This is a genomic window from Streptomyces sp. NPDC060000, assembly GCF_042737375.1.
GTDB lineage: Bacteria > Actinomycetota > Actinomycetes > Streptomycetales > Streptomycetaceae > Streptomyces.
The window spans coordinates 40,138-52,385 of the sequence record NZ_JBHWUU010000007.1 but is presented as its reverse complement, the minus strand read 5'-3'; the positions used below and the strand labels follow the sequence as shown (position 1 = coordinate 52,385).

At 68.7% G+C, this 12,248-nt stretch carries 11 protein-coding genes and 1 pseudogene; 8 read left to right on the top strand and 4 right to left on the bottom strand.

Translation table 11 applies throughout. The features are described 5' to 3' along the window. Positions 1–26: 26 nt before the first annotated feature. Entirely contained in the window at positions 27–773 is a 747-nt protein-coding gene (locus ACFWBB_RS06155) for a hypothetical protein (protein WP_385267598.1), read from the bottom strand. 315 nt (positions 774–1,088) lie between these two features. Between ACFWBB_RS06155 and ACFWBB_RS06150 the strand changes: the two genes are divergently transcribed. The 5 genes from ACFWBB_RS06150 to ACFWBB_RS06130 all read left to right on the top strand — a co-directional run bounded on the left by ACFWBB_RS06150 (position 1,089) and on the right by ACFWBB_RS06130 (position 7,207). Beyond that, a complete protein-coding gene (locus ACFWBB_RS06150; protein WP_385267596.1) occupies positions 1,089–1,859 on the top strand; it encodes an SDR family NAD(P)-dependent oxidoreductase in 771 nt (256 codons plus the stop codon). A gap of 122 nt (positions 1,860–1,981) precedes the next feature. Then, positions 1,982–3,100, top strand: coding sequence for an LLM class flavin-dependent oxidoreductase (locus ACFWBB_RS06145; protein ID WP_385267593.1), 1,119 nt, complete (start codon positions 1,982–1,984; stop codon positions 3,098–3,100). A gap of 168 nt (positions 3,101–3,268) precedes the next feature. Then, positions 3,269–4,999, top strand: coding sequence for an amidohydrolase family protein (locus tag ACFWBB_RS06140; RefSeq protein WP_385267590.1), 1,731 nt, complete (start codon positions 3,269–3,271; stop codon positions 4,997–4,999). Further along, positions 4,996–6,474 carry an aldehyde dehydrogenase family protein gene (locus tag ACFWBB_RS06135; protein ID WP_385267587.1) on the top strand — a complete coding sequence of 493 codons (1,479 nt, stop codon included), beginning with the start codon at positions 4,996–4,998 and terminating at the stop codon, positions 6,472–6,474. The genes ACFWBB_RS06140 and ACFWBB_RS06135 overlap by 4 nt, the downstream gene beginning before the upstream one ends. A 181-nt stretch (positions 6,475–6,655) precedes the next feature. After that, positions 6,656–7,207, top strand: coding sequence for a DUF3455 domain-containing protein (locus tag ACFWBB_RS06130; RefSeq protein ID WP_385267584.1), 552 nt, complete (start codon positions 6,656–6,658; stop codon positions 7,205–7,207). A gap of 160 nt (positions 7,208–7,367) precedes the next feature. Here ACFWBB_RS06130 and ACFWBB_RS06125 read toward each other — a convergent pair whose 3' ends face one another. The 3 genes from ACFWBB_RS06125 to ACFWBB_RS06115 all read right to left on the bottom strand — a co-directional run bounded on the left by ACFWBB_RS06125 (position 7,368) and on the right by ACFWBB_RS06115 (position 10,176). Continuing rightward, positions 7,368–8,384: a hypothetical protein gene (locus ACFWBB_RS06125; RefSeq protein ID WP_385267581.1), complete on the bottom strand. Its 1,017-nt coding sequence runs from the start codon at positions 8,382–8,384 to the stop codon at positions 7,368–7,370. A 95-nt stretch (positions 8,385–8,479) separates the two neighbouring features. Further along, positions 8,480–9,391, bottom strand: coding sequence for a hypothetical protein (locus ACFWBB_RS06120; protein ID WP_385267578.1), 912 nt, complete (start codon positions 9,389–9,391; stop codon positions 8,480–8,482). Positions 9,392–9,765: 374 nt separating this feature from the next. Beyond that, a complete protein-coding gene (locus ACFWBB_RS06115) occupies positions 9,766–10,176 on the bottom strand; it encodes a nitroreductase/quinone reductase family protein (protein WP_385267575.1) in 411 nt (136 codons plus the stop codon). Positions 10,177–10,240: 64 nt separating this feature from the next. On the opposite strand from ACFWBB_RS06115, the pseudogene ACFWBB_RS06110 reads away from it, so the two are divergent. The 3 genes and pseudogenes from ACFWBB_RS06110 to ACFWBB_RS06100 form a co-directional block, all read left to right on the top strand. Then, a pseudogene (locus tag ACFWBB_RS06110) lies at positions 10,241–10,387 on the top strand (endonuclease); the annotation flags it as partial. 247 nt (positions 10,388–10,634) lie between these two features. Beyond that, positions 10,635–11,168 (top strand): RNA polymerase sigma factor, encoded by a 534-nt coding sequence (locus tag ACFWBB_RS06105; RefSeq protein ID WP_385267572.1) that lies wholly within the window; start codon positions 10,635–10,637, stop codon positions 11,166–11,168. Between the two features lie 11 nt (positions 11,169–11,179). Further along, complete coding sequence (locus tag ACFWBB_RS06100) at positions 11,180–11,989, top strand: hypothetical protein (RefSeq protein WP_385267569.1); 810 nt, start codon at positions 11,180–11,182, stop codon at positions 11,987–11,989. The last annotated feature ends 259 nt before the right edge of the window (positions 11,990–12,248 follow it).

Genomic DNA, 12,248 nt, shown 5'->3' with positions numbered 1-12,248 from the left:
GGGGTGGGGCAGGTCCGGGGTTCGGGTCAGCAGTCTTCGAAGACGGGCTTGGCGACGCCGTCCACCACGCCCGGGGCGCCGGCGGCGCCCGCCAGCATCGAGGGGCCCTCGACGACGTCCTCGAGGACGAAGTTCTGCTCGGGGCTGGGGTTCACGGCGAAGCTGCCGGGATTCGCGTCGATCCGCACCCGCCATTCACCCGTCATGCGCTGCAACTTCGGCGTGAACTCCATGTGCACGACCTTTCCGACGGGCACCTCGACGGTGTCCTTGCTGCCGGCCTTGACCGTGTTCGTCGTCATGTCGAGCGAGCTCTTGTGAACCGACCAGGCGCCTGTCAGCACGCCGAACAGACCACCCGATCCACCCTGCACGATGGCGATCTGCTTGCCCTTGCCCTGGGCCACCTCGGACTCCCAGGCGATCGAGACCTTGGCCGGTTCGGTGGCGTTCGGTTCGCAGTTGGGGAAGTCGATCGAGGCCTTTTCGGTGGGGCCGTTGAATGTCTCGAACTTCGTCTCGACGAAATCGCAGTTGTCGGAGCCGAAACTCGGTCCCGCGATGGGGTGACCGCCGAAGTCTTCGATGGACTGCTGCTTTCCGTTGAGCACCTCGGCCCGCTTGCACAGGTCCATGATCTGCGCCGGGGTCTTCGCTTCGGCCGCGTTGGCCGAGGGCAGCAGCGCGACGACGACGCCGCCGGTCGCCAGCGCCGCACCGATCGCGACGATCCGGACTTTCCGGTTCTTGGACTTCCTGCTTCTTCTGGCCATGCCGTGATCCGCTCTTGGGAGGGTCTTTGCCTTTCCGCTGTGGATTATTGGGGTCGCCCAAAGGCTGTGGACAGAGTCAAATATCCCTACCGGCGAGTCACTTGCTGTGTGCTTGCGCAATGGTCCGATGGCTGCGGCAGCGGCTGCCGCCACGCCGCCGCCGTACCTGTTGCCATGCCCGTTGCCGCTCCTTCCGCCATGCCCGCGCCGTGACAGCTGCGCGACGTCCGCCCCGACGTACATCCGACACGCATCTGATGCATCGTCAGATACGGCGTTACGATGCCCGTCCCATGGATCGCAAGGGAGGCCGGTATGGGCAAGCTTGACGGACGGGTCGTCCTCGTCACCGGGGCCGCGCGGGGCCAGGGCGAGCAGGAGGCGCGGCTGTTCCGGGAGGAGGGCGCGCAGGTCGTCGTGGCCGATGTGCTCGACGAGCAGGGGCGGGCCCTCGCCGAGGAGATCGGCGCGCTGTACGTCCACCTGGACGTGGGGGTGGAGGCGGAGTGGACGGCGGCCGTCCGCGCCGCCAAGGAGGCGTACGGCCATCTCGACGGCCTCGTCAACAACGCCGGCATCCTGCGCTTCAACGCCCTCGTCGACACCCCGCTCGACGAGTTCATGCAGGTCGTGCAGGTCAACCAGGTCGGCTGCTTCCTGGGGATCAGGACCGCCGCGCCACAGCTGTCCGACGGTGGCACCATAGTCAACACCGCCTCCTACACCGGCCTCACCGGCATGGCGGCCGTCGGCGCCTACGCGGCGACCAAGCACGCCGTACTCGGTCTCACCCGGGTCGCCGCCCTGGAGCTGGCGCCCCGCCGTATCCGGGTCAACGCGGTGTGTCCCGGGGCCATCGACACCGCGATGTCCAACCCGGCCCGGCTGGATCCGGACACCGACCCCGAGGAGACGACCCGCGCCCTCGACTCCCTCTACCGCAAGCTCGTCCCGCTGGGCCGGATCGGCCGCGCGGACGAGGTGGCCCGGCTGGCCCTCTTCCTCACCTCGCAGGACTCGTCGTACATCACCGGGCAGCCGTTCGTGATCGACGGGGGCTGGCTGGCGGGCGTCTCGGTCATCTGACCGATGTCTGACTGCCCGTCAGCTATTGACCATCCAGGTACCCGGTGCCACAGTCGGCGGCATCCGCTCAATCTGACGATCCGTCAATTAACCGCGACCCAGAACCGGGACGGTGAACCTCCGTGGAATTCGGGCTCTTTGTACAGGGATACGTGGGCAAGCGCGGCGAGACCGACCCGCTCGCCGAGCACAAGGCGCTGATGGAGGAGACCGAGTACGTCATCCAGGCGGACAAGTCCGGCTTCAAGTACGCCTGGGCGTCCGAGCACCACTTCCTGGAGGAGTACTCCCACCTCTCCGCCAACGACGTCTTCCTCGGCTACCTCGCCCACGCGACCGACCGCATCCATCTCGGCTCGGGCATCTTCAACCCGCTCGCCCAGGTCAACCACCCGGTGAAGGTCGCCGAGAAGGTCGCCATGCTCGACCATCTCACCGAGAACCGCTTCGAGTTCGGCAGCGGACGCGGCGCCGGCTCGCACGAGATCCTCGGTTTCCTCCCCGGCATCACCGACATGAACTTCACGAAGGAGATCTGGGAGGAGACCATCGCCGAGTTCCCGAAGATGTGGCTCCAGGACGAGTACGTCGGCTTCCAGGGCAAGCACTGGCAGCTGCCGCCGCGCAAGATCCTGCCGAAGCCGTACGGGAAGTCGCACCCGGCGATGTGGTACGCGGCCGGATCGCCGCCCTCGTACGCGATGGCCGCCCGCAAGGGCCTCGGGGTGCTGGGCTTCAGCATCCAGAAGGTGTCCGACATGGAGTGGGTGCTGGAGCAGTACAAGACGGCGGTGGTGAACGCCGAGCCGATCGGGGACTTCGTCAACGACAACGTGATGGTGACGACGACGGCGATCTGCGCGCCGACGCACGACGAGGCGATCCGGATCGCCGTCGAGGGCGGGCTGCACTATCTGCCGTCACTGGTGTTCCGGTACCACGACACCTTCCCGCGGCCCGAGGGCTTCCCGGTCTGGCCGGAGACACTGCCCGAGTACAACGCCGAGTTCGTCGAACTCCTCGTCGAGGAGGAGCTGCTGATCTGCGGCGATCCGGACGAGGTGACGCGGCAGTGCAAGCGGTGGGAGCAGGCGGGGGCGGATCAGCTGTCCTTCGGACTGCCGGTGGGGGTGCCGAAGGAGGAGACGCTGCAGACGATCCGGCTGATCGGTGAGCATGTGATCCCGAAGATCGACACGGATCCTGTGCATCGCACGACTCGGTTCCGCCAGGGCGCGTAGTCGCTGTCGCGGACTTGCGGGCGCGTGATCGCCGTAGGGGTGCGGGCCGTCCGGCGACCGCGGGTCCGTCGTGACTTGTCGCGCCCACGCGGCGGAGCCGCATATCGATACAGCCCCGCGCACCTCTGGGGCGCGCTACTACGCATCGGTACTTGAGGAGGGGCCCTCATGCTCGATCACGTCATCAAAGGGGCGACTGTCGTAGACGGGACGGGGGCGCCCGGGTTCGTCGCCGACGTCGGGATACGCGACGGACGGATAGCCGTCGTCGGCACGGTCACCGAGGAGTCCCGTACCGCCGAGGACGCCTCCGGGCTCGTGCTCGCGCCCGGGTTCGTCGATCCGCACACGCACTACGACGCCCAGCTGTTCTGGGATCCGTATGCCACGCCGTCGCTGAACCACGGGGTGACCACGGTCGCGGGCGGGAACTGCGGGTTCACGCTCGCGCCGCTGAACCCGGCCCGGCCCGAGGACGCCGACTACACCCGTCGGATGATGTCCAAGGTGGAGGGCATGTCCCTGGTCGCGTTGGAGGAGGGAGCGCCCTGGAGCTGGCACGGGTTCGGGGAGTACCTGGACGCGCTGGAGGGGCGGATCGCCGTCAACGCGGGCTTCATGGTGGGGCATTGCGCGCTGCGGCGGTACGTGATGGGTCCGGACGCGGTGGGCGGCCGGCCGAGCGCGGAGCAACTGGCCGACATCGTCCGGCTGCTGCACGAGGCCATGGACGCCGGCGCGTGGGGATTCTCCACCACACAGTCCTCGACGCACTCCGACGGGGACGGGCAGCCCGTCGCCTCCCGGCATGCCCGGCCGGAGGAACTGCTCGCGCTGGCCCGCGCCGTCGGCGAGCACGAGGGCACCCAGATCGAGGCGATCGTGGCGGGCTGCCTGGACCAGTTCAGCGACGCCGAGATCGACCTGTTCGCGGAGATGAGCGCGGCCGCCGGACGCCCCCTGAACTGGAACGTCCTCACCATCGACGCGGCCGTCCCGGAACGCGTGCCCCGGCAGCTCATGGCGAGCGAACGGGCGCGGAAGGCCGGCGGCAGGGTGGTCGCGCTGACCATGCCGATCCTCACGCCGATGAACATGTCCCTGGGCACCTTCTGCGCGCTGAACCTGATCCCGGGGTGGGGGCCGGTCCTCGGCCTGCCGGTTCCCGAGCGGATCGAGCGGCTGCGGGACGCGGAGGTGCGGGCCGAGCTGCTGCTGCGGGCGCACTCGAAGGAGGCGGGCGTCTTCCGGCGGCTGACCAACTTCGGGCGGTACGTCATCGGCGACACCTACAGCCCGGCGAACGAGGGCCTCACCGGGCGGGTCGTCCGCGACATCGCCGCCGAACGCGGCCTGGACCCTTTCGCCTGCCTGGTCGAGATCTGCGCGGCGGACCAACTGCGTACGGTGCTGTGGCCGATGCCGACGGACAACGACCCGGACTCCTGGGCCCTGCGGGCGGACACCTGGAGCCACGAGGACGTCCTGCTCGGCGGTTCCGACGCCGGCGCGCACCTGGACCGGATGTGCGGGGCGCCGTACACCACGCGCTTCCTCGGCGACTGTCTGCGCGGCCGGAGGCTGGCGGGCCTGGAGCAGGCGGTGAAGATGCTGACGGACGACCCGGCGCGGCTGTTCGGACTCCGGGAGCGGGGCCGGGTCCGGGAGGGATGGCATGCGGATCTGGTGCTGTTCGACCCGGAGCGGATCGACGCGGGCAAGGCCACCCTGGTGCACGACCTGCCGGGTGACAGTCCGCGGCTGGACTCGAAGGCGATCGGGGTCCGGGCGGTCTGGGTCAACGGGGTGGCGGCCATCCGGGACGACGTGGTCACCGGCGCCGTGCCGGGCCGCGTACTGCGCTCGGGCCGGGACACCAGGACAGTGAGCACCAGGTGACCGACGGGACCGACGGGTCCGACGGGTCCGACGGTCAGAAGCTGTTCGTCGGCGGCGCCTGGGTGGAGCCCGACGGCGGGCACTACGAGGTCGTCGACCCGGCGACCGAGGGGACCGTCGGCTGGGCGCCGGAGGCCTCGCGGGATCAGGTACGGGCGGCCTGCGCGGCGGCCCGGGAGGCCTTCGGGCCGTGGTCGCGCACTCCGCCGGAGGAGCGGGCGGCGACACTCGCCCGGGCGGCCGACATCATGCGCGCCCGGCTGCTGCCGTACGCCGAGCTGGCCCAGGCCGAGACCGGCGCCACGACCGGCACCGCGCGCGGAATGCAGGTCGGCGTGGGAGTGGCCCGCTTCCGGCGCTACGCGCGCGTGGAGCCCGCCGAGTGGCCGATCGCGCCGCAGGTCAACGAGGCCGGACCGATGGGGAGGGCGGGGGTGATGGGCGCGGTCGCCGTACGGCAGCCCGTCGGGGTCGTCACCTGCGTCACCTCCTACAACAACCCGTGGGCGAACCCGGCCGGAAAGGTCGCCCCCGCCCTCGCCATGGGCAATACCGTGGTCGTGAAACCGGCCCCGCAGGACCCCCTGTCCGTCTACCGGATGGCGCAGGCCCTGGAGGCGGCGGGCGTGCCGCGCGGGGTGGTGAACGTCGTCTCCGGGCGGGCCGTCGAGATCGGCGAGGCGGCGGTGTCGTCGCCGGACGTCGACATGGTGAGCTTCACCGGCTCGACGGCGGTCGGACAGCGCATCGCCGAGGTGTGCGGCCGGGACATGCGGCGCCAGCTGATGGAGCTGGGCGGCAAGGGCGCGGCGATCGTCCTCGACGACGCGGACATCGCCTCGGCGGTGGCCGGCATCGGCACCACCTTCTCCTTCTACAGCGGCCAGATCTGCACGGCCCCGACACGGGTGCTGGCGCAGCGTGGGGTGTACGAACGGCTGGTGGAGCAACTGGCGTCCTACGCACGCCGGTTGAAGGTGGGCGACCCCCGGGAGCCGGACACGGTGGTCGGTCCGGTGATCTCGTCCGCCCACCGGGACCGGGTGGAGTCGTACGTCGAACTCGGCCGGAAGGAGGGGGCGGTGGTGTTGGCGGGCGGTGAACGCCCTCCCCTGGACCGGGGTTTCTATGTAGCCCCCACGCTCCTCACCGACTGCACGAACGACATGCGGGTGGCGCGGGAGGAGATCTTCGGCCCGGTGGTGACGGTCATTCCCTTCGACGACGAGGAAGAGGGAATCGCCCTCGCCAACGACAGCGACTACGGCCTGATCGACTACGTGTGGTCCGCGGACGTGGCGAAGGCGTTCCGGGTGGCACGGCGGCTGCGGGCCGGCGGCGTCGGGATCAACACCGTCGGCCGCAACATGGAGGCGCCGTTCGGCGGGTTCAAGCGGAGCGGAGTCGGGCGGGACGTCGGCTCGTACGCCCTGCACGCCTACAGCGAGGTGCAGGCGATCGTGTGGCCGGGGTGAAGTGCCCTTTGGCGCCACGGGCGCTGCCCTCGGCGTGCAGACAGTGCGGTGCGGGAGGCCCAACATCGGTCCGCCGGGCTTGCAACGCCCGGGACGGCCCGTAGCGTCCCGACGCAGGGAGACACGGACAGCGCTGGTGTCTACCCGCGAAAGACATTCGGAAAACGTTCTGGAGACCAACTTGAAGCTCGCCAAGCGTCTCGTCCTCACCACGGCGGCCCTCGCCACCGCCGCCGCCGGCACCCTCCTGACCACGACGGTCGGCCACGCCGCGCAGGCCCAGTCGGCCACCGCCCACGTCGACGCGCCCGCCACCCTCAAGGTGCCCGAGGGCAACCGGCTCACCGGCGTCTTCGACGCCCGTGGCGTCCAGACCTACCTCTGCACCGACGGTGCCTGGAAGCTCCTGGAGCCCGCCGCCACCCTGTCCTACAAGAGAGACCGGGCCCACCGTCCCGTCGCCCTGCACTCCCGCGGCCCGGTCTGGGTCTCCACGGTGGACGGCAGCGCGGTGAACGCCGCCGCGCTCGTCAGCTCGCCGAAGACCGGCACCATCCCCGAGCTCCTCCTGAAGGCCACCGCCACCCGCGGCGCCGGCGTCTTCGCGGACGTCTCCTACATCCAGCGCCTGAACACCTCCGGCGGCGTCGCGCCCACCACGGCGTGCACCGGCACCGACCAGGTCAGCGTCCCGTACTCCGCGACGTACGCCTTCTACAAGCCCGGGAAGTGAGCGGAGCGGAGCGGTAGCCGGCACGGCGGCGGCCCCCGGACGATCCCGGGGCGATCGCCGCCGTGCCGCGCGGTCACGGTGGTCACCGCGGTCGCCGCGGCGCCCGGGAGACCGAGGGCCCGTCCCTCAGCCGTCGGGCATCAGGTGGGCCGTACCGGCGCTACCAGCGCAGATACTCCGTGCCGGGAGGCAGGAGGCACCCGAGTTGTTCGAGATGGTCGTGCGTCCTGCTCGCCAACGCACTGTTCGCCATCGAGATCCTGAATGCATCCAGGATACGTGAATATCCAGGGATCGGATCATCGCCGGTGTTGAATGCGTACCACCATTGACCATTCAAGTATTTGGCGAGTTCACCGGCCAGTGTGTCATCCCGGTCCAGCCCGGAAAGACGGCACGCCGTGTCTCGCAATTCGAGCACGTCCAGCGCGTGCTCCATCATCTCCCGCGGTGCCATGGCAGGTATCCGCCTACCGGTCGCGTTGATCGTCGAATAGCCGATCGGGCTGTCGTAGCGAGGCGAGGACCATACCCGTGCACCCGCAACGTAGCCCATGGGGCTGATTTCGCCTATGGCGCCCGACACGCGTACGCCCGGAATGCGTGCTACTGAATACATGCCTTCGGTGACGCCTTCGCTCTCATTCAGCACCCGCAGGCTGTCCTCATCCACGAAGAGCACCCGGACATCGATCTCAACGCCCTCGCTGAACGGGCTGCCCATAAGTAGTTCACCGTACATATAGCCCTGCCCGTGAAGTCCGCAGGCGACGACATCGGCATCGGCGAGCTTCGCGGACAGCACAGGAATACTTTGGCTCACATGTGCTCTGTATCCGTAGTTGAGGAGCTTCATCTCAAGAGTGGCCGGATTCCGATTGGCACCGTAGGCCAACACCGGAAAACGCTCGGAGAGTGATGGAAGTCCAACGTCCGCGAGGAATCGGTCGATCGGCACTGTGCTGCCATCGCATACGACCTCGTACCCCGCATCCGACCCTGACTCGATAACCGGAAGTACCGCGCCGTCGAAATAAAGGTAGTGGCTGAGGGGGCAATCGCCGGGATAGCTCTCAGGAAACCGCCGGGCCGGAATCCAGTCTTTGGACGACGAAGGCTGCTGTCGGCCGTCGGATCGGGAAGGGGCCAGGGCGGTCCTACGCGAGTTGCTGGGCACGGGCGACTCCTAATGATCAGCCTGCGGGCCGGCGGGGGGTGGCGCTCCCGCGGCGGTGCGCGGCTCGATCTGCGCCAGATTTCCGGACGTGAGGACTACGTCGGCGGCGAACCAGCACCGGTACGCGGCCACGTCCATTGGAGACGGTACGTAGTACCTATGGGCAGCCATGAGCCGGTCTTGGGCAGGACCCGCCAGTACAGAAGCCTGCCGTTGTCGACAAACAACGGTCCATTGCTCCGGTTCGTCTCCGTGTCGGGACCGCGTTCCCCGATTCGAACCGTGCCCGACACCGAGCGGCAGGGCTTCTCTTGGGGGAAGATCACGATGACCGTCAATGATCGCGTGGGTCGCTCGATATGAGTCTCGAAATCCTCGCCATCGGCGCCGTCAAAGGCCCCTCGGAAGGTCATTTCATTCGTAATTCTGGTGGCGCTGCGGACCGCCAGGTGGTCGAGCAGAATGGCGATGACCTTGCATGCCGGGCGGTGTGTCGAATCGTAGTTGGTAACGACGTGATTGTCGGTGTGGCTGGTACATCGGCCGTCGAGCACGCCACTCGAAGCATACCGGAATACCATTCCATTGCCACTGTCTGATTCTCGGCGAATCAGATATGAATCCGACAGGACCGCTGTACCGGGATGTGTCGGATCGCCCGTACCGCTTTCGGAGAGATCCAGGATCTTGACCACGTCCTGTACCGAGAAGGCGGCACTCTCGTGCACGTCCCTGAATTCGATCGACTCGTGTCTCGGCATGCGGGTGCGGGACTGGCTCCAAGAGCGCTGCAGAAGCGCGGCGGCGATCGTGGTGGCTGCGGACAGAATGCTGAGTGCGACCGCGAGGATCATCGCTGAGCCGTCGTGTGCGGCGCGCTGCTCGTGGTCCGCGAAGCTGTCGAAGACCCGGCGGTATCGGTTATGTCGGAGCACGCAGCCGGGACAGTCGGTAAGCGGTCTGCGATTTGCATGAACATTCCCCCCGGAAAACAGCTTCAAGTTCATGTTTTTTTAAGTCGGCCACCCATACTGAGCGTCGGGAAACTGTAGCGCACCAGCCCCCTGGAGGAATAGTCCTCGCGCGTCCTGGGTAAATCACGCGGCATTGCCCCGCACGTTCTTCGCGGCCGAGATGACGGCCTGCGGCGGCGCCGCCGCGTCACAGGCCCCGACGATCGAGCGGGAGCGGGTCACGTGCCGGGTCGGTGGCCGCTGAGCGCGTCGAGCAGAGCGGCGAAGGCGGCGAAGGCGGTGGATGAGGATGCCCTGCCGAATCGGCATCCTCATCCAGGACCTCGGCGTCCCGTGCCCCGCGACGTACGCCTTCTGCAAGCCCGCCAAGTGACGCCGCCGACCGGTTGACCGAGGCGGCGGCCCCGTCAGTCGGCCAGGTCCACCCGCACCGTGAGCAGTTGCGTGCCCAGCACGCGCACCGCCGCGCTGTTGCCCCGGGGCAGGGTGCGCAGACGGGCGACCGGGTCGTCGTCGGGCATCAGGTGGGCCGTACCGGAGTGCCACCGTCCCCCGATCCGCACCCGCACCCGCGGATCGGCCTGGATGTTGCGGACGTACTGCGACCGCTCCCCGAACTCCGAGACCAGCCAGAACGTGTCGCCGACCCGGCGGCCGCCCAGCGGGGTGCGCCGGGGCCGGCCGGAGACGCGGCCGGTGGTCTCCAGGAGCGTGTGGAACGGCAGACGGCGCATGAGCGGGTTGGCGGCGTACCGCTGGAAGGCGGTCGTCGCGCGGAAACGGAGGTCGGCGGGGCGGGACTCGGCGGGGCGGGACATCGTCCGTTGGGCTCCTTCACACCAGGCGCTGTTACTTCGTCAATGGTCCCCGACGCCTTGGGTGGGCGAGCTCGGCCTGCACTGGGCCTGGGCCCGTCCGTCCCCGGAGCGCTGGCGGCGGCGGGTCCCCGACGCGGACGTGGTCGATGTGGGCAACGCGATCCTGAGCCGGTGGCCGGTCACCGAGCAGGTGACGCTGCTGCTCCCGGCTACTTCCGTGATGCACGGGTGGTGGACGGATTCACCCCTTTCTGACCGGATTGGGAATGGAGCTCGTTCGTCCAGGCTTGCCGCGCGGGCTGAGGACGCGAGGTCCCCACTGCTGCGCTGCTGCGTGAGTCGGCCGATCGGCCGGACCGGCTTCGAAGTCACAGGGCGGCGCAGAGGACCCGTACTTGGGGCTGTTGCACTTGTGCCGGTGATGGACATGTAGAGGCAGGCGCTACGGAAAGGAAGCCATGTCCATCGACACCGACGCTCAGTTCACGGACGTGTACCGGGCTCACTACGAGGACGTGCTGCGGTTCGTGCGCCGTCGCGCCCACCCGATGAACGTCGACGACATCGTGGGAGAGACGTTCCTCGCTGCGTGGCGCCGTCGACGCGAGCTTCCCGAAAACCCGCGGGCGTGGCTGTTCGGCGCGGCACGCAACGTGATGCTCAACGCGGACCGCGGTATGCGCCGGCAGTCCGCACTCGTGGTGCACATCCAGCAAGCCACCTTGATTGGTTGTCACGAACCGGCGGCCGACGCGACGGACCAGGTGGACAGTCGCATAGACCTCGTTGCCGCCTGGCAGTGCCTCATCCCGGCCGACCAGGAAGTGCTCGCGCTGCACGTCTGGGAGGGCCTCGAAGCCCGGGACGCTGCCACAGTCCTTGGCTGCACCCGCGCCGCCTACGCCATGCGTCTGACGCGCGCCAAGCGGCGCCTTGCCGGTCTCCTCAGCCCCGCCGCCCAGGCATCGCCCGCCCTCTCCCTGACGAACTGACAGGAGCCCTCATGAAGCACGACCTGCTCTTCCGTCTTGCCGAGCTCGACACCGCCCCGCACACCGAACTCTCCACCGCCGAACTGGACCGTAGGGAGCGGCTGCTGCACACGGTTCTGAGCGACACCGAACAGCCCAGCCGCTCGGTCGTCACCGCGCTCCGCCGCCCGCTCGTGCGACGCGTTGCGTTCACGATGGCCGGCGCACTCGCCGCGAGCGCCGCCCTGCTGGCCGTGGCGGCCGATCCGCCGAGGCAGGGCGGCTCCGGACCGCTGTCGGCGCCGGAAGTGGCCACCTGGACCCGCACCGCCGGCGACTTGATCGATGCCAGCAGTACTGGTTCCTCACCTCTGGTTTGGTGCGTCAAAGAGACCAAGGGGGCTTCTGGGGAAGGAGGGCCGGGTGAACTCGGCAATGTGGACATCCGTGGAACTGTCGCATCCATGATCGTCACGCGACACAGTCACGCGGCTTACTGCCTGGCCGGTTCGGACGGCTCGGGCGTGGCGGTGGCCATCGGCCCGGCGGTCGAGGTACCCGCGGACGGCATCACGCTGGACGCGCAGGGCGCCCGGGGCAGCGGCTCGGCCCGGTTTCATTACGCGGTCGGCTCGATGGGCTCCGACGTGAAGGAGATCACCGTGCGCGACCACGGACGCACCGTCCACGCCACCGTGCGGCAAATCCGCACACTGCCGTATGGCCGGTGGACCGCCTGGTGGCCGGACAGCGACTACCGCGACCTGCTGACCGGCACCCTCACCCTGACCCTCGTTGACGGCACGACTCGGACCGTCGACGCAGACTCACTGACGAAGTAGTGACCAGATACGCCGTAGAGGTCACGGCTCAAGGCAGGAGTGCACAGCGCCACACCGGGCTGCGGGACGTGGCCAAGGCGATCTTCACCGCTCGGGCAAGTTGCGTTTGTTGGTCGGGCGGGGGTGCCGCGGCATGCCCTGGTCCCGGGCACCCTTGGCCCCAATCCGGCAGCGGCGCCCGCGCGGAGTCCAAACCGTCCTCCGCGCACCAGCCAGCCACGACACCTCCAACGCTCAACGGGCGTTTGAGATGTTCAGA